Origin of the sequence: Paenibacillus sp. ClWae2A (assembly GCF_032452295.1) — a bacterium.
Taxonomy (GTDB): Bacteria; Bacillota; Bacilli; order Paenibacillales; family Paenibacillaceae; genus Paenibacillus.
The window spans coordinates 643,684-664,788 of the sequence record NZ_JAULSQ010000001.1; the positions used below are offsets into that span (position 1 = coordinate 643,684).

17 protein-coding genes are annotated in these 21,105 nt (G+C 44.7%); 8 read left to right on the top strand and 9 right to left on the bottom strand.

What is annotated here, in order from left to right; all coding sequences use genetic code 11:
- Positions 1-72 precede the first annotated feature (72 nt).
- The 5 genes from QVE09_RS02600 to QVE09_RS02620 all read right to left on the bottom strand — a co-directional run bounded on the left by QVE09_RS02600 (position 73) and on the right by QVE09_RS02620 (position 5,885).
- A complete protein-coding gene (locus QVE09_RS02600; RefSeq protein WP_315935544.1) occupies positions 73-543 on the bottom strand; it encodes a ferritin-like domain-containing protein in 471 nt (156 codons plus the stop codon).
- 107 nt (positions 544-650) lie between these two features.
- The gene (locus QVE09_RS02605) at positions 651-1,091 is read right to left on the bottom strand and encodes a hypothetical protein (RefSeq protein ID WP_315935545.1); all 441 of its coding nucleotides are present in this window, start codon (positions 1,089-1,091) and stop codon (positions 651-653) included.
- Between the two features lie 379 nt (positions 1,092-1,470).
- A complete protein-coding gene (locus QVE09_RS02610; RefSeq protein ID WP_315935546.1) occupies positions 1,471-2,904 on the bottom strand; it encodes an alpha-L-fucosidase in 1,434 nt (477 codons plus the stop codon).
- A gap of 14 nt (positions 2,905-2,918) precedes the next feature.
- Positions 2,919-4,943: a beta-galactosidase gene (locus tag QVE09_RS02615; RefSeq protein ID WP_315935547.1), complete on the bottom strand. Its 2,025-nt coding sequence runs from the start codon at positions 4,941-4,943 to the stop codon at positions 2,919-2,921.
- A 114-nt stretch (positions 4,944-5,057) separates the two neighbouring features.
- The gene (locus QVE09_RS02620; protein ID WP_315935548.1) at positions 5,058-5,885 is read right to left on the bottom strand and encodes an AraC family transcriptional regulator; all 828 of its coding nucleotides are present in this window, start codon (positions 5,883-5,885) and stop codon (positions 5,058-5,060) included.
- Between the two features lie 149 nt (positions 5,886-6,034).
- Here QVE09_RS02620 and QVE09_RS02625 point away from each other — a divergent pair, with 149 nt between their 5' ends.
- Positions 6,035-6,757: a DUF421 domain-containing protein gene (locus QVE09_RS02625; protein ID WP_315936077.1), complete on the top strand. Its 723-nt coding sequence runs from the start codon at positions 6,035-6,037 to the stop codon at positions 6,755-6,757.
- Between the two features lie 81 nt (positions 6,758-6,838).
- Here QVE09_RS02625 and QVE09_RS02630 read toward each other — a convergent pair whose 3' ends face one another.
- Positions 6,839-8,197, bottom strand: a complete 1,359-nt coding sequence (locus tag QVE09_RS02630) for an alkaline phosphatase (protein WP_017688316.1) — start codon at positions 8,195-8,197, stop codon at positions 6,839-6,841.
- Between the two features lie 348 nt (positions 8,198-8,545).
- Here QVE09_RS02630 and QVE09_RS02635 point away from each other — a divergent pair, with 348 nt between their 5' ends.
- The 5 genes from QVE09_RS02635 to QVE09_RS02655 all read left to right on the top strand — a co-directional run bounded on the left by QVE09_RS02635 (position 8,546) and on the right by QVE09_RS02655 (position 15,648).
- Positions 8,546-10,360, top strand: a complete 1,815-nt coding sequence (locus QVE09_RS02635; protein ID WP_315935549.1) for a glycoside hydrolase family 43 protein — start codon at positions 8,546-8,548, stop codon at positions 10,358-10,360.
- A gap of 241 nt (positions 10,361-10,601) precedes the next feature.
- Positions 10,602-10,916 (top strand): ArsR/SmtB family transcription factor, encoded by a 315-nt coding sequence (locus QVE09_RS02640; protein ID WP_036615511.1) that lies wholly within the window; start codon positions 10,602-10,604, stop codon positions 10,914-10,916.
- Positions 10,913-13,381, top strand: a complete 2,469-nt coding sequence (locus tag QVE09_RS02645; RefSeq protein ID WP_315935550.1) for an FAD-dependent oxidoreductase — start codon at positions 10,913-10,915, stop codon at positions 13,379-13,381. Before QVE09_RS02640 ends, QVE09_RS02645 begins: the two co-directional genes overlap by 4 nt.
- 254 nt (positions 13,382-13,635) lie before the next feature.
- Entirely contained in the window at positions 13,636-14,454 is an 819-nt protein-coding gene (locus QVE09_RS02650; RefSeq protein ID WP_315935551.1) for a MerR family transcriptional regulator, read from the top strand.
- Positions 14,455-14,478: 24 nt separating this feature from the next.
- Positions 14,479-15,648, top strand: coding sequence for an MFS transporter (locus tag QVE09_RS02655; protein ID WP_315935552.1), 1,170 nt, complete (start codon positions 14,479-14,481; stop codon positions 15,646-15,648).
- A gap of 130 nt (positions 15,649-15,778) precedes the next feature.
- Here the strand turns inward: QVE09_RS02655 and QVE09_RS02660 are convergent, their stop codons facing one another.
- Positions 15,779-16,135, bottom strand: coding sequence for a hypothetical protein (locus QVE09_RS02660; RefSeq protein ID WP_315935553.1), 357 nt, complete (start codon positions 16,133-16,135; stop codon positions 15,779-15,781).
- Positions 16,136-16,424: 289 nt separating this feature from the next.
- Between QVE09_RS02660 and QVE09_RS02665 the strand changes: the two genes are divergently transcribed.
- Entirely contained in the window at positions 16,425-17,393 is a 969-nt protein-coding gene (locus QVE09_RS02665) for an ROK family protein (protein WP_315935554.1), read from the top strand.
- Positions 17,394-17,593: 200 nt separating this feature from the next.
- Here QVE09_RS02665 and QVE09_RS02670 read toward each other — a convergent pair whose 3' ends face one another.
- Positions 17,594-18,403: a helix-turn-helix transcriptional regulator gene (locus QVE09_RS02670; RefSeq protein ID WP_315935555.1), complete on the bottom strand. Its 810-nt coding sequence runs from the start codon at positions 18,401-18,403 to the stop codon at positions 17,594-17,596.
- A 134-nt stretch (positions 18,404-18,537) separates the two neighbouring features.
- Between QVE09_RS02670 and QVE09_RS02675 the strand changes: the two genes are divergently transcribed.
- Complete coding sequence (locus tag QVE09_RS02675) at positions 18,538-19,959, top strand: family 43 glycosylhydrolase (RefSeq protein ID WP_315935556.1); 1,422 nt, start codon at positions 18,538-18,540, stop codon at positions 19,957-19,959.
- A gap of 122 nt (positions 19,960-20,081) precedes the next feature.
- Here QVE09_RS02675 and QVE09_RS02680 read toward each other — a convergent pair whose 3' ends face one another.
- Positions 20,082-20,996 carry a helix-turn-helix domain-containing protein gene (locus QVE09_RS02680; RefSeq protein WP_315935557.1) on the bottom strand — a complete coding sequence of 305 codons (915 nt, stop codon included), beginning with the start codon at positions 20,994-20,996 and terminating at the stop codon, positions 20,082-20,084.
- Positions 20,997-21,105 lie beyond the last annotated feature (109 nt).

Genomic DNA, 21,105 nt, shown 5'->3' on the forward strand with positions numbered 1-21,105 from the left:
ATTCACTGGTTTTTTGCTGATCTCAATTGTTCATTTTTAAAAGAATCCACGCATTATTTATCCCATACATGATTATCTCGGCAAATTGTAGGTAATCAGATTGTTATATTTATCCGCATGTTTCTGTTCGTCCAGGATGATTCCCCACACCGTGTCTTTATATATGCCATAAGGGAGACCAAACCATATTTTTCTATACTTTTCCACGGCCGCCAATTCACCCTGAAACGCCTTTTGCAATCCGGCAAGATAAGAGGGAACCGTCTCAACTGGCTCACTGCTTACACCCGAAATCTCCTGGCCTGTCAGATCCTTGTACATTTGGCGGAACATTTGATTATGTCCTCGTTCATCATTACGGATGCTCGTGATGATGGCAGCCTGATTGGCATCGGGTGACAACTGAATCAGTGAATCATAGAACAGCTCATCGTTTCGTTCTCCTTGCACAGCCGTTTTGATTAATTCAAGTGCTTCGGCTGATGATGTTGCCCATACCGGAGTAAAAGTGTACCTGTAACCACACGGATATGTCACATACATTACGAATCCCTCCAAGACCAATATGAGTTAGGATATGCACGTATGCCTATCAGCGTTAACCCATGTACTCAGTCCCATGTTATTAATCGAAAGCTTCAGTGGAACTTTTACTTGGTATACCTCATTATTTTACTGTAACCATAAGCGAGAACAAATGGCAGCAGGTATGACAAAAAGGTCCAAATAATGTTCCATCCATTAAAATAAATAACATGTCCCATCATTTTGGCAAGCCATTCTAATAATGTGAGAGACAAGGCTGAAACGAGAATCGCCACCCATGGCTTGGCATCTTTAACTATGATGGCATACATCATCAGGCATCCGGCAATTGGATAAATTCCGAGATTCATGGGGAGTGCGGCAAAGGACTGGTTTCGTGTATTCGGGAGTATGTTCCAGAAATAATTGAATCCCACATTGTTGATGCAAGACGCAATAGCCACGCCGAGTGGATAATAGATAACAAGGATCTTCAAGTTCCGTCGTAAAATCCATACTGCCAATAATATAGGGACGACCATACCCAAGAGTATATTCCCTAGCATGCATTTCCCTCCAAAGCTTGTTGCTTCTATTTTTCATGCTCCATTAACCGCTCCGCTGTTTTTTTCTCCAGAAGACGATCCATTTGCTCTGAGAGCGCATTTAATTTTTTATCATAATGCTTGTACGTATAGAATCCAATGACTGCTTTGACTGCAAAAAAGAGCACCGCAGCATGACAATGAGAATATAGTTGTGGGCAATCTGCCTTAACCAATCGTTAACTGCATTTATCGGATTTCTCTCCCTTCAATGCAAGTGGTTTTGTATAAGGTAACCAAATCCATGGGATATAATGCATATTAGCAAACTCGAAACAGGCATGTGTGGGTCCAAACGTTAAAAAGGTCGTTTATCCAACAAGGATAAGCGACCTTTTCATTATTTATTCACATCTGGAGGACTTAAATAGACTTCAACAGCAGATAATGTCGGACACCATCTGGATTCTTCGATGATCAAGCGGAGCTTCCTTGCTCGAACAGGGAGAAAGCGGCAAATCCGTTTGTATCCAACGATGGTACAGTCGTACAGATCACGCCATATCTCGCCATCGAGATATTCGATGTGAAGTTTCTCAATGCGCTGTCCAGACCGGATATGCTCCTGAAGCAGGATCGTATCAAACGTATGCTCTTCCAATAAATCAAGCTCAATGGCGGCGTGTTCGGTTCCTTCGTTGGGGCACCAATACGTCGTTTTGTCCCCGTCCAGCACGCGAGTGGCATCATGTTCCTCATCAAGCGATTCTATTGCAGTAGCGTGTCCTCCGAAGGCCAAGTTATGACGGAACGTAGCCCGAAGCCGATCGCCAAGCTCTTGCATCCGTTTGACATCATTCTCATGAATTCTGCCGCGTTGGTCAGGAGGCAGATTTAACAGAAACGTAGCATTACCGCCAACGGACTTGTAATAAATATCGAGAAGTTTCTCAAGACTTCTGACCTGATCATCCTCAGCAGCGTGGTAGAACCAGCCCGGCCGAATCGAAGTATTAACTTCGGCAGGGTACCAGGTAACCGGCTTTCCGGCTACAGCATCACGGCTGCCCAGATTTTCGTCGCGAGAGTTAGCAAGCTTGGCAAACTGTCCATCATCCACATGCTGCGAAGCCTCCTGAATCTTCTCGCAATCTCTTAGTTCCTCCGGAACAACACTCCACTCGGAATCCCGTGTATGTCCTGCTTCATTTCCACACCAGCGCACATCCGGACCACATACGGATATAACGGCACCTGGCTGTAGTTCGCGAATGACTTCATAGTAGCCATCCCAATCATACACTTGTTTCAAACCGTTCGGTCCTTCACCGCAGGCACCATCGAACCATACACAGAAGATGTCGCCATAAGAGGTCAACAGTTCACGCAACTGCAGCTTGAAATATTCATTGTATTCGGAGGTTCCGTATCGTTGGTCATGACGATCCCACGGGGATAGATATACGCCAAATGCCAGACCACCCAGCCTGCAAGCCTCAGCGACTTCCTTTACCATATCACCATTGCCTTCCCGCCACGGACTGCTCTTAACGGTATGTTCCGTATATGCGCTTGGCCAGAGACAGAAACCATCGTGATGTTTACAGGTTAGGATGAGACCCTTTATTCCTGCAGATTTGCATACCTCTACCCATTGCATGGCATCAAAGTCGCTAGGGTTGAAGAGGGCAGGAGATTCGTCACCGAATCCCCATTCTTTATCTGTAAATGTATTTATCCCAAAATGAATAAACGAATAAAATTCGAGCTCCTGCCAGGCCAGTTGACGGTCGGACGGGGTGATATTGGCAAGAGTCTGAATGGAGTGGCTCATGAGTAACATCTCCTTTAATTTGAAATGAATTGAATGATTTCAGCATCATAGGGCTCAAGCTTCAACTCAGAGACCATGGTCTGGCCTGACAGCATACCAACTGCAGCTTCCTGAAGGGGCACGGTCTGCGACTTGCCTGTTGTGTTGACATAGAGGGTAATTGTGTTGTCCAGATGACGAGCCACGACACCAGATGGTGTAGCGGGACCTTTGGCTATGCCAAGCGTTGGATACAGACGATGAAGAAGCGCACTCAAAAACGTTGTATTGGCAGGCAAAGCCACATAGATCGCCTGACCCTGTCCATATTTATTGCAGGTGACCGCCGGGGAAGACTCACGTGTATTCGAGAAACTGGCGATGATGCTCGCGGTACGCGGCTCAAGGATCTCATAATAATCGATATCCGGCTGAATGTTTTCCGAATCCATGACGATGACCGGTTTCTCACGCTCAAGGCCAAGCTCGGTTTTTTCCAAACCTCCGGCATTCTCCCAAGGGGTATGGCTGCGTGTTCGAACAAATGCACCACAGCGGATGCCAAATACATCACTCAAGCCTCCTGGTAGGGTAGTATCAAACACCCGATTGTTCGTAGTGACTTTGGCAGAATAAGCCGTCATGATAACGGTACCCCCTTGTTCAACAAAAGCGCGCAACGTTGCACCCGATTCTTCATCTATGATCGCGTGTCCGGGTACGATGATCAGCTTGTAGTTTTGATGAAGCCTACGCAGATTGACGATGTTACAATCCAGATTGGATTGTTCCAGAGCGCTATATGCTTGCAAAACCTGCCCGGTATAGTCTGTCTTGTAATAGCTCGGGTTGCCAGCCATAACCTTCAGCGTCTCGAAGGAGTAAGCAATCGCAATGTCCGGGTTCGTTTTTCTTGGCATATCCAGCTCCTGCAACCGTTTGAATTCCTGTGCAATACGTGCAAATTCATCATATTTCCAGCCTGGTATGCCATCATGATCCACAAGACCGAACACATATTGCTCTTCGCCGCCCAGCATTGTACGCCATGTCCAGGCACAGACGGCCTGCGCTCTGTGAATCAGAGATAGGTACGCGTACATTCGCATCGCCCCCGGTGGAGAAGCATAGCCGCCAAAGTCCCCAGTCTGGAACTCCAGACACCAGATGGGCTGATCCAACTCGCCGATGCGATGGTCCATGAAGAAACAGGCAGCAGTTAACGCTTGTATATCTTCGGGATTGGTCCCGGGATAAAAGCCAATGCCCGGCAAGTCGATCATTTCCCGGTACTGCTTCAGATAATCAAAACCGTAGCCCGGATTTTCCGACCAGTGGTTCGTTGTCTCTCTGACTTCTGGAGCTAATTCCCGCACGATGTCACTCAATCCTTGCATATAAGCCAACGTCTCATCGGAGTAAAAACGTGCCATATCCAGAAGGCGTTCTGGTGCACCTTTGACCTGTCCCGAAATCGGGAGGACCACATCACTGAAGCTGTTCAGTTTACGGGACCAGCGCTGTGTAGTCCAAGCTTCATTAAGCTGCTCGACCGTTGCATACTTATTACGAAGCCAGACCTCGAATCGGTCCCGGGCCACATTGGAATAGGATGGAGCACCGGAGCCCAACTCGTTGCATAATCCGAAAGCGTAAAGGGCCGGATGATGCCGGTAGCGCATGACGAGTTTTCTGGCAAAATCATAAGCGTATTCTTGAAAGGTTGGATGACCGACATCCTCCATATATCTTGTTTGCGCTTCCATACGAAGGCCGCTCGGAGCACTCAAAGAAATTTCGGGATACTTTCTGTGCAGCCAAGTCGGAGCCGGACGGGTCGCAATATCCAGAATGACCTGTATACCGGCTTGGTGAAACAAGGTCATGACTTCGTCAAACCATGCAAAGGTGTAGTTTCCTTCCGATGGCTCGAAGCTGTCCCAGCATAAATGGCCGAGTCGAACGATTGTAAACGAAGCTTCACGCATCAAATCGATATCGTGCTGCCAGCGTTCGCGCGGCCAGTCGTGGGGGTGGTAGTTAGCGCCTACATATAACATCCTGATCACCGCCATATAATAATATTAAATATATCAATTATTTTAATAGCTGATGATCGGATAATATATATAATAAAAAATGAAGTTCATATAATAAAATGAAACTGATTCTGATTAATGGAGTTCACGAAAACGTTGAGGCGTAATATTCTCAAACTTTCGGAAGGTGGAGACAAAATGACTCACATCCAGAAATCCCACGAGAGAAGCAACAGTTTTGATGGTCATATGTTTGTTGTTCATTAAGTGTTCCTTGGCTTTCTGGATTCGCAGTTGGATCAGATATTGATAAGGGCTCATTCCAGTCGTCATACGAAACAAGTAATTAAGCCGCTGTGAGCTTAAGCCTGCATATTCCGACAGATCAGCCAAGCCGATTGAGGCATCCTGAAAATGCTCCTCCATGAATCGAATCAACGGTGCCAGTCGCGAGGATTGTTGGGAATAAGAGCGTTGGTTGTCCACTTGTCCGTAACGTTTCAGATCCATTAGAAATCGATACACAAACGTGGAACTGTCCATTCCGCTGAATTCGGACTGCTGCCTCGCCAATCGGCTGGTAGTGTGATGAATTCTCGATAACCTGGAATCGCCTTCCCAACGAATGACCTTGGATGTGGCCAATCCCAGGGAAGAGATGATCGTAGGGGCTAAATCACCACTAAATGTGATGTACCAAGTAGACCAGGGATGTGACGATGTGTAATAACGGTGCGGAACATGAGGTGGCAATAGAATTCCCTGATTAGGCCCAAGTGTCATCGTGTTCCCCGAACATTCAAATTGCCCTTCACCGCCTGTCGTTTGCAGCCAGTGATAAAAATGATAGCCGTCAGGTCTATCAAATTCTTCTTGCCATTCGTTATAACCAGTTTGTTCCAAATAGATCGGCAGTGTACGGTCCAGATTAGTGACAAGCATCTGCTTCATGTAATGCTTCATGGTTTATCAACCGCTTTCATTTTTATATCATTTTTCTAATTATAACGGATCATGTTGTTTTGTTTCATTTGTTATACATAAGGCAACATATTTAAGGATGATTGGGTGAATACTCAAAAGAGTTCCATAATTATCTAACGAATGAAAGGGTGCTTGTATTGTACGAACATCTTATCATCTTCATCCGAAGTATCTTTGCCTTCTTGCTTCTATTGGGTATTGCGCGCATATTGGGGAAACAAACGTTGTCTGATATGAATTTCCATGAATTTGTCACCGCAGTCATCATGGGAGCCATAGCTGCCAATCTAGCTTTTAACGAAAAAATAGAAGTCACACATCTGATTATTTCTCTCATTGTTTTTACCGGAACCTCTTATCTGTTATCCAAATTAAATCTGAAAAGTAGAAAAATCCGCCTACTGGCTGAAGGCTCACCTACCGTATTAATTGAAGGCGGCAAAATTCTTGAAAATAATCTCGCCAAAAATAAACTGACATTGGATTCCTTAAACCAAATTCTAAGACAGAAAGATATTTTCAACATGGAGGAAGTGGAGTACGCCTTACTCGAAGTGAATGGACAAGTTTCGGTCATGAAAAAAGCCAAGTATAGAACGGCTACGGCTGAGGATGTTCATAAGAAAGTAGTGTCCAATCCTGAACGCATGCCTGTGGAGTTAATTATGGACGGGGAGATGTTAAGCAAGAATCTCGAACTAAACGGCATATCTGATAAGGAACTGTTGCAACAGCTTGAATCGCAAAATAAGAACATAAGCGACGTATTCTATGCGGTCAAAGGAAGCGACGGCAGGATCTATATGGATTATTATGAGGATCAAATCAAACATCCCATTGATGTCGAGTGACAACCTCAGAAATGAAAAAATCCCTCCTCTTCGGATGAAAGAAGAGGAGGAATAATCGTAAACTACTGAATTATTGTTGAATTATTGGTGCTTGCTGAGAATATCAAATATGATCTTGGCATTATCTGTGTTATCGATCAAACCGGCGAAGCGATGACTTGCCGGGCCGTAGGCATAGACCGGAACATCTTCACCTGTATGTCCACCTGTTGTCCAGCCCGTAAATGAACGGTTATCAATAATCGCTTCAATGGCATTATCAATCTTTGTTACATCCGCACTTTGGGCTGCTTCTTTCACCGATTGAATCTCTTCTGGCTTCAACTCCAGTTTCAGATAACTTTTCAGTGTTTCTTCAACCGAAGCACCTTTTGCAATTTGTGCTGCCATGAAGTCAGGTGTGCGCAGTGCAGCTTTGATTGGGTCTACGAAGAAATTGTATTCTCCGTCTTTTCCAAGGGTAAGTCCGCCCGTGGAGTGGTCGGCAGTAGCTACGACAAGTGTTTCACCGTCTTTTTTGGCAAAATCAATAGCTGCCTGAAATGCTGCTGCGAAATCTTCCATTTCACTCATCGCGCCAACGATATCATTATCATGTCCTGCCCAGTCGATCTGGCTACCTTCGACCATTAGAAAGAATCCTTTGTCGTTCGAACTGAGGCGATCAATCGCTGTATTGGTCATCTCAGCCAATGATGGTGTTGCAGCAGTACGATCAATCAACTTGTCCAGACCTCCGTCCGCAAACAGTCCAAGAACTTGTTGATTCTTATCAGCGAGGAGAGAGGAACGATCCGTCACATAGCTGAATCCGGCCTTCTGAAACTCCTTCGTCAGGTCACGACCCTCGCGAACAAAATTGGATTTCCCTCCACCCAGAAGTACATCCACCTTATGCTTGCCGTTAATCAACTCATCATAATAATCGTCCGCAATAGCATCCATATTTTTTCGACTGATATCATGGGCACCAAATGCAGCTGGTGTGGCATGAGTGATCTCCGACGTAGCCACGAGTCCGGTGGACTTGCCGTTTTCTTTGGCCTGCTCAAGTACGGTTTTGACTTCCTTCTGCTCAGGGTCAACCGCAATGGCCGCATTGTAGGTTTTTACACCTGCGGACATGGCCGTTGCTGCGGAAGCGGAATCCGTCACATTTTGTTTATCATCATCCGGATAGGTCATTTGTGCCCCAACAAGATAAGGGTCAAATACGGTTTTGTCCATGCCCTTCGTCGAAGGATCATCTTTCATATAACGGTAGGCGGAAGTATAAGAGGTCCCCATGCCATCCCCAATGAGGAAGATGATGTTCTTGATTTGTTTTTTCTCTACACTTACAGCTTGAACGGCACTTGCTTGTCCGGCGGACAAGAGAGTAGAAGCCGATACAGCCAGAGTCAGCGCTACCGCTGGTAATACTCTTTTGGATAATTTCACAATGATTCCTCCTCGTAATATCTCAAAAACAAAAATGAATGCATGAATCTATATTCATTTGTTCATCATTAAGAAGGTTAGCATTTATTTGTAAATGAAAACCAAGAATTTTGTATACCTGAGGTAAAATAAAGGTGATGCGTTAATTCTTTGCATAAGGAGCAAGTCAAACATCCCAATCAGGGCAATATGTTTCCGCCGAAAAAATCACATTATCTGCGCCATACCAAATCACAAAAATATACTCATTCCGTTGTTTTTGAAGTATGATACAACATAAGTAGAACGCTTTCATTTTTATATTACTGTTAATATAAAGTCAATTTCATTTCAGGAGGCTCTTTACCATTGACCAAAACAACTCCAAATTATGATGGGTATCTCTTTGTACATTTTATTGGCGAACAACCAGACGGAGAGCAGGTTTATTTCTCCTATAGCGAGGATGGTCTTCACTGGAAGGATCTTAATGGCGGCTCGCCTGTGCTGTTTTCCGACCTTGGAGAAAAGGGGGTACGGGACCCGTTTCTGGTTCGTTCAGTCAAGCAAAATAAATTTTATCTAATTGCTACGGATCTCCGCATCGCAAGCGGCAAAGGATGGACTCATGCCGTTAATGCCGGGAGCCGTGACGTAATTATATGGGAATCCAGCAATCTCGTGAACTGGTCATCCCCATGGAACGTTACACTAGGTGTTGAGGGCGCTGGATGTGTCTGGGCACCAGAAGCTGTGTATGATGAATTGGCAGATGAGTTTCTTGTATTCTGGGCTTCTGCGACGCAGGAACCTCAGGAGCAAGAACGAAAGCAAAAAATATACAGCGCTCGCACAAAAGACTTTCGTACGTTCTCTGCATCGGAAAAATACATTGAGCGGGATAATCATATTATTGATACAACGATTCTTCCTGCGGCTGGCTGTTACTATCGATACTCCAAGGATGAAACAACCAAAAACATACGGGTAGAAAAAGGAGACTCTCTCGACAAAGGGGCGTTTGTTACGCTGCAAGCCCCGGTACTGGAGGCTGTGGCAGGTGTGGAGGGACCTCAAATCTTTAAATTCAATGACCGGGAGGAGTGGTGCCTGATTGTTGATCAATTTGCTGAAGGCAAGGGTTATCTTCCTCTGCTGACAACAAATCTGGGAAGCGGAGAATTCCGAATCGTCCCTGATGGTGATTTCGATATGGGAACGACTCAAAAGCGGCATGGAAGTGTCCTGCCAATCACAGCTGAGGAGTGCAGCAGGCTACTCGCGGCTTTCGGGGATGGTCATCAGGTGCTTCCCGGACAATATGCCGATCCTGATGTCGCACAGTTTGGGGATCGTTACTATATGTATCCGACAACAGATGGCTTCGAGGGGTGGTCAGGGACACAGTTCAAGGTATTTTCTTCTTCAGACCTGAAGCATTGGCAAGACGAAGGCGTGATCCTTGATCTGGGAACAGAGGATGTAGCCTGGGCAACTGGTAATGCCTGGGCACCGGCAATTGCCAGCCGTAACGGAAAGTTCTATTTTTATTTCTGTGGCAAAATGCTGAATGGCGATAGTGCCATCGGCGTTGCTGTAGCAGATACACCGGTTGGTCCATTCCTGGCCGAGCCGCAGCCCTTAATCACAATGGAGCAGTTGAAACGTTTGGGCATTACCATGGGTCAGGCCATTGATCCCTCCATCTATGTCGAAGATGATGGAAGACCATATCTGCTATTTGGCAATGGACATGCTGCCATTGTGGAACTTGGTGAAGACATGATAAGTGTCGTGGAGGACACAATGAGCAATCTGGTGGGCTTACATGATTTTCGTGAGGCTGTAACCGTGCTGAAGCAGGGTGGACTATACCACTTTACGTGGTCCTGTGATGATACAGGCAGCGAAGACTATCATGTGAATTACGGTACGTCAGAGCAATTACACGGTCCTGTTACCTATCGATACCCAATCCTGAGCAAAAATGTGGAGAAAGGCATGCTGGGCACAGGGCATCACTGTATATTTAATGATTCCGAAACGGATCAATATCGGATTGCCTATCACCGTTTTGTCACGCCACTATCCAGATTCTCCTCTGGAAAGGGTTATCACCGCGAAATATGTATGGACCCGCTTCTGTTTGGTAAGGACGGACTGATTCAGCCTGTTATACTCTAAAATAAGCAATTCAATTGAATCGTTATTTAATGAAGGCCTAATACAACATGAATGCCTGTCAAATGTCGCTTTTAGCGGTTTTGGCAGGCATTTTTATCATTTTTATCTTCCACCTGGAACAAGCCAAAACCTTAGGGTTGAGCGGGTATGCGACTAATTAAACACATTCAATCCAGAATAGATTTGACAAGCGAATCAATAAATCGTATTATTACGATATAACGATTTAGGAGGAATACTTTTGAACACTCCCGCTTTTGACAGCAATAACATTAAACAGTTCGATGAACCAGCTAATCTGCTGAAAGCTTTGTCTCACCCCATTCGTTTATGCATTGTGCGGGGACTGATGATGAAAAAAAAATGTAATGTCTCTTATATGCAGGAATGTCTGGATCTTCCCCAATCTACAGTGTCACAACACCTCCAGAAGCTTCGTAGTGCAGGTATTGTTGCTACGGAGCGAAATGGTCTTGAAGTGAACTATGTGCTTGCCGATCAACGGGTTGAACAGATTATTAAAACTTTATTTGAAAAGGATGATTGTGAATCATGAGCAAAAAAGTACTTATTGTTGGCGGTGTAGCTGGAGGTGCTTCTGCAGCTGCACGTCTTCGCCGTCTGGATGAACATGCCGAGATTATTATCTTTGAGAAAGGACCCTACATCTCATTTGCCAATTGTGGCTTACCTTATTATATAGGTGGCACAATCGATGATCGAGAGCGTCTACTGGTACAAACGCCAAAAGGGATGGCAGATCGCTTTCGTATCGATGTCCGTACAGGAAGTGAGGTCGTAGCTATCGATTCGCAGAAGCGAGTGGTTAAGATACAGTCCCAAGAGCGCGGTGCATATGAAGAAAGCTATGATGAGTTGATATTGTCACCAGGTGCAAAACCGATTATTCCCGATCTGCCGGGTAAGGACAATCCGCTAATTTATACCGTACGAAGTATTCCAGATATTGATCGGATCAAAGACCAGGTAAATTCTTCTAACAACCAATCTTCGATCGTCATAGGCGGTGGATTTATTGGCGTGGAAATGGCTGAGAATTTAAAGGAAGCTGGTCTGGATGTAACGCTGATTGAGGGGAACGCACAAGTACTCACACCCTATGATACCGAGTTAGCAGCCGCATTGGCACAGGAAATGGAGAATCACGGTGTGAACCTGCTGTTTTCCAAACGTGTTCAGGGATTTCATTCCTTGGAGAAGGGCATAGGGGTTGAACTTGCGGATGGTCATACGCTGACAGCTGACATGGTTATTCTTGCGATAGGCGTAACGCCGGACACCTATTTTTTGAAAGATAGCGGCGTTTCGCTGGGTGCACGTGGACATATTATCGTAAATGATGCTTTAGAAAGCAGTGTGCCACATATCTATGCTGTTGGGGATGCCATCGAAGTTACGGAAACCATTCATGGTACGAAGGCAACGATTCCACTTGCTGGACCTGCCAACAAACAAGGGCGTATTGTTGCTGACCGTATCGCAGGACTTCCTTCTACCTATAAAGGAACACAAGGTACGTCCATTATCAAAGTCTTTGGAATGACCGCAGCCACGACAGGCAGTAATGAGAAAACACTCCAGCGTCTCGGCGTGGAATATCAAACCGTTATCGTACACCCTGCTTCTCATGCATCGTATTATCCGGGTTCAAGCGCAATTACTCTTAAACTGCTGTTTACTCCGGAAGGTAAAATTTTGGGCGCACAAGCAGTCGGTTATGATGGAGTGGATAAACGAATTGATGATATTGCTGTAGCCATTCATTTCGGAGGACATGTCCGGGATTTGACAGAGCTTGAATTGAGTTACGCGCCACCTTATTCTTCTGCCAAAGATCCCGTGAATATGGTTGGATATGCAGCAGAGAATATGATCACTGGACGTGTCCAGATGTTCACCTATAATCAATTGTCTGATCGTCAGCAGGAGCAGTCGATACTTCTGGATGTTCGCAGTGAAATCGAGCATCAAAATGGTCATATTCCGGGTTCACTCTCTATTCCAGTTGATGAGCTTCGTGAGCGGTTAGATGAATTAGACCCATCCAAAGAAATCTGGCTATACTGTCAAGTCGGCTTACGTGGTTATACAGCTTCGCAAATTTTGCGTCAACATGGTTTTAGCGTAAAAAACTTGAGTGGTGGTTATAAAACATACCGTCAAGCCCAGTTTAAGCCTGCTTCATTTACTACTGCAAAACAAGATCATCCTGATCCTGCGGTGGAAGTTAAGGAAAAAAAGTCTATTCCGACTGACTCAACACAGCCGCAACGTATTGATCATGAGTTGAACGTATGCGGATTAAGTTGTCCTGGTCCGCTAATTCAGGTTAAGCAAAAAATGGATCAACTCTCGAACGGGGAAACCCTTCGCGTGAAGGCTTCCGATCCAGGATTCTATGAAGATGTCAAAGCATGGGCCACGATGTCGGGTTCCACAATCTTGCAGTTGGAAAGAATGAAAGGCGGTACGATTGAGTCTGTCATTGCTAAAAATACAGCACAACCCGTATCCGATTCCCCAATCAGCGATCCTGCCAGCACGATGGTTGTCTTCAGTGGTGATCTGGATAAAGCGATCGCTTCACTCATTATTGCAAATGGGGCAGCGGCCAGTGGACGGAAAGTAACCCTATTTTTCACATTTTGGGGATTAAGTATTATTCGTAAGCAGCAGCCGCAGAAGTTATCCAAAACCATGATCGGCCGTATGTTTGATATGATGCTACCTCGCGGGAGCCAGAAGCTTGGCATGTCCAAAATGAATATGCTCGGAGCAGGCCCGAAGATGATCCGTGGTTTGATGAAAAAACATCATGTGCCTTCGTTGGAGGAATTGATAGAGAGCGCTATCGAACAAGGAGTAGAGATCGTTGCCTGCCAAATGTCTATGGATTTAATGGGAATTCAACGTGAAGAATTAATCGACCAAGTCAAAATTGGTGGTGTGGGTTATTATCTTGGACAAGCATCACAAGCAAATCATAATCTGTTTATTTAAAAGAAATTATAAATGCTGAGCAGGATAATTGAATGAGTTCCGAGAGAATGCCACGATGAGTGGCATTTTTTTGTTCAAAAAAAATGAACGTTTCATTCAGAAACGGTTCTTTGACTTACCCATAACACCAACATAGAGTTGATAAGGAAGGTGGTTGATTTTAGCTACGCAAATGAGAAGCATATACACCCTTGACTTTCCCCTGTACGGGAAACTATATACTCGCATTATGTTAATTGATTGGAGATGATATATTGTTCAAAATCAGCGCGTTTTCCAGGCTAAGCAGGGTCTCATTAAAAACACTGCGTTATTATGACCAGATTGGCATACTTAAGCCGAGAAAGGTAGATCACGATACGGGTTACCGTTACTATTCCGCAGATCAGCTTCTCGAGCTCAACCGAATCATCATTTATAAAGAATTGGGGTTTACGTTGCCACAAATCACACAGCTGCTACAGGAACATATTACATTGGAGAATATTCAAGGCATGTTTAAGCTAAAAAGAAGCGAAATTCAGCAGATTATCGATACGGAACAAGCTAAACTCGTCCGAATTGAGGAACGCATGCAGCTTATAGAGGAAGAGGGTCACGTCGAAACCGGGCAAGAAATCCGAATCAAAGAGGAAGGTGCTCGGCAGTTTCTTTTTCAGACAGGATGCGGGAGGGAAGAGGAGATCCCGAGTTTATTTCATCAGTTTGATCAGTCATTAACAAAAGAAATGCGCCAACTGATCCACGGACCACAGGTTGTTTTGTGGAAAGAAATCGCAGGACAAGAGGAAGAGTTCGAGTTTGAAATAGGTTATTTCTTAACCTGTGAGCTGCGATCACCTCCCGACCCATTTCAACTGCGGACTCTTCCTGCTGAGCCCTTGATGGCCACCATAGCTTATCGTTCCAATGCCACCTTTGCCTGTAAAGCCTGTGTTCATCTAGCTACATGGATTGAGAAGAATAACTATCAGATCAAGGAAAACGAGCCTGGTAGGGAACTATACTTACCCTTATCTCAAGAACAAGATGCACAATTGATAGAAATACAAATTCCAATACTAATTAGATAACTGAAGAAGACGGAGTGGAGTAAATTGAAAAATAAATGGATCATATATATCTTGGCATTGGCTGTTTTTCTGATCGGAACCATTGAATACATTATTACTGGAGTCATTGAAATGATCGCCGCAGACTTGAGCGTATCTACTTCCGAAGTGGGTTTACTGGTGACTGTGTTTGCTCTAGCAGCGGCCATTATCGCCCCGATTCTCATTGCATTTACAATAAATATAGATCGCAAGAAGTTACTGGTGTCCACCCTCAGTGTGTTTATAGCCAGCAACGGACTTATGCTTGTCGACCTTTCTTACGAAACATTACTATGGGTGCGAATTATTCAAGGGGCGAGCGGAGGAATCGCTACCGTAGTAGCGATGGCCGTATCGACACGACTGGTTGAAAAAGAGAAAAGGGGCAATGCCATCGGGATCATTTTGATGGGGCTCAGCAGTTCGCTAGTGCTCGGTGTTCCGATGGGCACATTTTTTAGCGAGATGTTTGGATGGAGAGTTCTTTTTGTTTTAATCGGTTTGTTAAGTGTTCTTCCATTACTTATTATCTACAAAAAGGTTTCGGCAATCAAAGAGGAAGAAAAGGTCACCCTCAGAATGCAGCTCTCCATTTTAAAAAATCCAACCATTCTGACTGCATTGGTTATTACTTTATTGTATATCGGCGGTTATTCTACACTGTTCACGTATATTACGCCTTTCTTGCAAGCTACATCCACACTTACCATGACCGAGATAAGCGGTGTTCTGTTTCTCGCGGGAATTTGCAGCTTTGTCGGATCAAAAGTGGGCGGACAATTGGCAGATGCAAAAGGATCAAAGTTTACAATTTGTCTAGGCCTTCTGTTACAAGGGGCAACTCTTCTTTTGTTCGCTCTAGCGGGCATCAATCTTATGATTTTAATCTTGGTTTTAATGATTTTTATGTTAGCAACGTGGAGCATATCTCCGGCCCAGCAACTATATCTGGTTACACTGGCACCTCGTAATCCCGACATTGCCCTTAGCGTAAATACGTCGTTTATCCAATTTGGTTTTGCACTGGGATCTGGATTAGGTGGGCTTGTGATCAGTCGTACATCTGTCATGTATTTGAATTGGTTGGGTTTTGCCGCTGTAAGCGTAGCTTTATTTCTTGCCATCTTACTATTTAAGAAATCGAGAAGCAGGACTGGAACGCCAGATATGTAAAATAAAAAAAGATCTCTTCGGCATTCACTGCACAAGAGATCTTTTTGGTGTATAACAAAGTTATAATTAGAATCACACTACATCATCATGATAGATTAGAGCAGCAATCCATTAACAAATGTTATGTTGTCTACTGTCCACCTGTATTCGAAGCCCAGACAGGATACCAGCCCAAGGCCGGATTTTCATTGTTGTACAGCACGAGATTGCCGTCAGTTTGCATGATGAGCACATTGCCTCTAAGATTGGCTGGCACATTGTCTGCTCCGTACCATGCCTTAGCCCACGCCAGGTTATCCGATGTCCAATAAGGTGTGTTTTGCGGATCTGATATGACCAACTTCCCGCTGAAATAATTAATCTGGAGTTTATGTATTCTTGTGTCTTTAGTGTTGCTGTGCCATATCATTTTACGTGACTTGACGTCCCAGATCTGCGCATCCCCATAATTGTCAAATTGAAACGAGAACCTGTTATTGTTTGACACTAACCCTCCACCTGCGACATTATACATAATGTCATAAATCAGCCGATCTCCACTGGCAGCGGAAGTCGTGGGGGAAAATGAAATCAAAAATAAGAGCATGGCAAGACAAGATAAAAAGAATTTTTTCATAGAACATCCTCTTTTCTTTAATATGTTTTAAATTACCTGTCAAATATATCATATATATTTCTTTAATGGATAAATTTTCAATCTTTTTTTTGGACGACTCGATTCGAACCACCTTCATCCATCCGGGAGAAACTATAAAATAATGAGAGCGGAGATTATTATGCGAAAATACATAATCGGAATTGACTTGGGTGGAACCAATATCAAGTCTGCCATTTTCAACCTTGAGTTTCAAAAAATTCATGAAAGAAGTGACCCTACGGAGGCGGAAAAAGGGCCGTTTCATGTCTTGAACCGAATGGTAGACATTATTCAAGAGATGCTGTCTTATGAAGGAATCCAGCAAGCTTCTATTCTGTGCATGGGTATGGGCATCCCTGGATTATTAGATCCTGAGCAGGGACTATCCATATTTTCACCTAACTTTCCAGACTGGGAGAACATTCATGTAGTCAATTATATGAAAAGTCATTTTGAATTCCCTGTTTATATCGACAATGATGTTCGGGTAAATCTGTATGGTGAATGGCTGTTTGGTGCAGGCACTGGATCTAAAAACATGATATTGATTACGTTAGGCACCGGTCTGGGATCTGGTATTGTCAATGACGGAAAAGTTCTCTACGGTACTACATCGAGTGCGGGCGAAATCGGTCATATGAATATGTACCGGGAAGGGCGGCCTTGTCGTTGTGGAAGTTCCGGTTGTCTGGGGAGATACGTGTCCGCGATAGGAATCGTCAAAACCTTTACAGACAAGCTTGAGGAAGGCCGGTCAAGTATGATTATGGAATGGGTGGGAGAGGATTGGACGACAATCACTGCCCGTATGATCTCGGAAGCATACGACCTTGGAGATTCACTTGCTATTGAAGTTATGCATGAGACCGGAAAGACTCTTGGATTTGGTCTTTCCAATGTAATCAATCTGTTCAATCCTGAAATGATTATTGTTGGTGGAGGAATGTCGGCAGCCGGTGATCGCTTGCTGAATACAGTGCGTGATACTGTTGAGAATCATGCGTTAAGGCTTTCTTCCCGTGTATGTAAAATAGTTCAAGCGAAATTAGGCGGGCAAGCAGGGATGATCGGTGCAGCTGCATATGCACGAAATATGATGTCAATATAAGGTATCACAATCTGATAATTGATCAATTATGCTTGAGAATATGTCATTGCATCATACAGTCTAAAACTTTAACTTAAAATGACAGCAGAGAAATGCTAACAACCTCGATGACGTTTATACCGGTTGGATGGATAAGGTATGTTTATACGTCCATTATTGAGCAGAGTGGAAATTTTTCCAATGATCTACGTACATCCCTCTTAAGAGTGAGATTTATCTCCCAATTCTGTTATGTCAGCCGGGACACCTTCACGTCGTTTATGAAACTGTTTAGGCGAGGAACCGGTCATTTGTTTGAATTGCCTGCAAAAATGCTCGACATTACGGTAACCGCATCGATCGGCAATCTCTGCAACCGTATACATATGATGTCTGAGATATTCTTTGGCCAAACGTATTCTGCTATGAATAACATCCTCCATACACGAGAGGCCAAACGATTTCTTGTACATCAACTGCAGGTACCCCGGACTGACGTTTATGATCTTCGCCATTTCTGATATCGTCCAAGGATGGCTGGGATGGTTGTGAATTGCCGTTCGAAGCTTCAACAGAGGATAGTGCTGAGGACTAATATCCTCTTGGACACAAGACTCAAGCAATTTATTGAACAAGGTTCGCAGCAGGCAATTAATGGATGATTCCCGGTAATCATTCTGAAAAGAATGCTCTGCAACAAGCAATTGGAACAGCTTATGACAGTACTCCGGATCATCCAGCGGGAAAGGTGTGCCTGACGGAAGGGAGGTATCGGTTACAAACGGTTCATCACTTTCAAAACGAATCCAATCATTAATATAGCGCTCTGAACAAGCCCGATAATATATTTTTTGATATGGTTTGAAAAGTACAGCACAATGAGCCGGGTATTCCTTGAGTTGTCCATCAACCCAGAACTGGGCAGGGGTCTGTGTAATAACCAATAGCCAGGCATCATGCCCTTCAGGGATATCAAAAACAAAATGGTTCTGATGTACGGCGTCACATTCCACGTAAAAAATAGAGGTCATGGTTCTTCCCCTTTCTCTTTAAGTTGTAGATAAGAATATTCAATACACTACTTAGCTATTTTCTATTATACGAGAGTTATCTTCATTTCATAGAACGAATGTACTATTACGATTATATGAGGAGTGTAGAGGGAATGAACAAGCAAGGGTTCAACCCATATCTTCCGTCCTGGGAGTACGTACCTGATAGTGAGCCTTATGTATTCAATGAAAGAGTGTATGTGTATGGTTCACATGACCGTTATAACGGACATGCCTTCTGTCTGAACGATTATGTATGCTGGTCTGCACCCGTGAATGACCTTGGGAATTGGAGAAATGAAGGGGTGATCTACCGAAAAACAGATGACCCGCTGAATCCGAATGGCCATATGTGCCTGTATGCGCCAGATGTTACGCGGGGTCCGGATGGGCGGTATTATCTGTATTATGTGTTGGATAAGGTACCCGTTGTTTCGGTGGCTGTATGTGATACACCTGCTGGCAAATATGAATTCTATGGTTATGTACAATATGGCGACGGCACTCGTCTGGGTGAAAGAGAAGGGGACGAACCCCAGTTCGATCCCGGCGTGATGACTGAAGGACAGCACACTTATCTGTATACCGGCTTCTGTGCGGCCGGAGACCTATCAAGACATGGCGCGATGGCCACGATGTTAGGTCCGGATATGCTGACGATTGTGGAAGAACCCATATTCGTAGCACCGAGCGAGCCTTACAGTGAGGGCAGCGGTTATGAGGGCCATGAATTTTTTGAGGCGCCTTCAATCCGGAAGAGAGGTGATACCTACTACCTGGTGTATTCCTCCATCGTTATGCATGAACTATGTTATGCCACCAGCCTATTTCCAAACAGAGGATTTACATATCAGGGCGTCATCGTAAGCAACTGTGATCTCCATATCGACTCCTACAAACCTGCTGACAAACCCATGTATTATGGAGGCAATAACCATGGTAGCATTGTGGAGATCAACGGAGACTGGTATGTCTTCTATCACCGTCATACCAATGGGGACGCATTCAACCGACAGGGCTGTATGGAGAAGATATCCTTTGAAGAGGACGGCAGCATTCCTCAGGTGGAAATGACCTCCTGTGGTTCGAGCGGGAGACCGCTTGAAGGAAAAGGCGAGTACCCCACATATCTTGCATGTAATCTTTTGACCAGAGATGATCAGAAGTACACTGGAGGTTTCGGTGCAGGAGCCTGGCTGGACAGCCGCTTTCCGAAAATCACGCAGGATGGTAGAGACGGTGATGAAGAGGTCGGATATATCGCCAATATGGTTGAATCCGCAACGGCAGGTTTTAAATTCTTTGATTGCCGAGGAATTCGCCAGGTCTCGATCAACGTACGGGGATATTGTCAAGGGGTTTTTGAGATCAAAACCGCATGGGATGGTCCTGTCCTGGGTACAATTCCGGTACATTTCACCAATCATTGGAAATTATATTCAGTCGAGATGACCATTCCGGATGGTATACAGGCTTTGTATTTTACGTACAGAGGTTCAGGGAGTGCCAGCCTTGCATCATTTATTTTAGCGTAATACTCAAACACATCATCTGAGCAATCCCGGCAAAATAAAGCAGTTGCTGGTCATTCAGTAGCTGCTTTGTTGATCGATCAGCCTCTGCGGCTCAGACAATTGGGATTTTTATGATTAAACTTTTAGTTATTCGCATCGTTGGCTTCTCCCGCCTGTTGAGAATGACTGCGAAATTCACTTGGCGCGATGCCTGTCCACCGCTTGAACTGGCGGCTGAAATGCGCATTAGTCTTATACCCCAGCATCATCGCAATATGGTCTATGTTCAGGTCGGTTTGCTTTAACAAGCGCTGCGCTTCATTCAGAAGGGTTTCGGATAGAAACTTGCGCGGAGCGATGCCGTATACCTGCCGAAAAATACGATTAACCTGTGACGGGCTAATGCTCAGCGATTTAGCAATGTCCTGAATCCAGGTTCTCTCACTCTCCTGAATTTCCCCGTGAAGATGGATATATCTTACCGAATCCTCAATGTGCTCGGCAATCTGATGGGCAATGGTTTCTTTTCTCGACAATGTAACGGAAGCTTGCTGAGATAACTGGCCGACCAGGGAACCGAGCAGTTCAAACACAGCGGCATGTACTTTCATTTGTTTGGAAGAAGATAGCGAACTCGACAGATGCTCTGTGGCCAGACCATACAAGGTAGACAGGGAAGAGGACAGCCCCAGAGCCAAATTCGAATTTGCCGGATAATAGATGTCTTTGCAACGGTTGAGTTCTCTGCAAAAGGATGTATCGTGTATGCTGAAATGCACGGAAAAATAAGTGAACCCCTCCGGTCCGGCTCCGGTGCAAGAGTGGGTCATACCAGGCCGGATGAACAGAAGGTCGCCAACCGACTGACGATAAGACTGCCCGTTGACAACCATGTTCATCTGCCCGTCCATCATCCAGTGCACTTCATACATTGAATGTTCGTGAGACGGATAAGTCCAGCTGGAATCTACTTTTCTTGCATGCAGCCCCAATAATTGAAAAGACATGCGAACATCGGGTAGACGACCTAAATACACAGCATCCGAAAGCTTGGTCACAGCAAACCAACCCCCTTGTACTATTCTATATTCCAACATCCTGTCATCGGAGTGTCCTCGTAAATCATCTTTAGTTCAACGGATCTAACCTCATCTTAACAGAAAAAAA

Bases quoted from the DNA above. Each gene is read 5' to 3' on its own strand.
- QVE09_RS02645 (WP_315935550.1), top strand. From the start codon at position 10,913: ATGAGCAAAAAAGTACTTATTGTTGGCGGTGTAGCTGGAGGTGCTTCT.
- QVE09_RS02620 (WP_315935548.1), bottom strand. From the start codon at position 5,885: ATGAAGCATTACATGAAGCAGATGCTTGTCACTAATCTGGACCGTACA.
- QVE09_RS02610 (WP_315935546.1), bottom strand. From the start codon at position 2,904: ATGAGCCACTCCATTCAGACTCTTGCCAATATCACCCCGTCCGACCGT.
- QVE09_RS02665 (WP_315935554.1), top strand. From the start codon at position 16,425: ATGCGAAAATACATAATCGGAATTGACTTGGGTGGAACCAATATCAAG.
- QVE09_RS02600 (WP_315935544.1), bottom strand. From the start codon at position 543: ATGTATGTGACATATCCGTGTGGTTACAGGTACACTTTTACTCCGGTA.
- QVE09_RS02605 (WP_315935545.1), bottom strand. From the start codon at position 1,091: ATGCTAGGGAATATACTCTTGGGTATGGTCGTCCCTATATTATTGGCA.
- QVE09_RS02670 (WP_315935555.1), bottom strand. From the start codon at position 18,403: ATGACCTCTATTTTTTACGTGGAATGTGACGCCGTACATCAGAACCAT.
- QVE09_RS02675 (WP_315935556.1), top strand. From the start codon at position 18,538: ATGAACAAGCAAGGGTTCAACCCATATCTTCCGTCCTGGGAGTACGTA.
- QVE09_RS02615 (WP_315935547.1), bottom strand. From the start codon at position 4,943: ATGTTATATGTAGGCGCTAACTACCACCCCCACGACTGGCCGCGCGAA.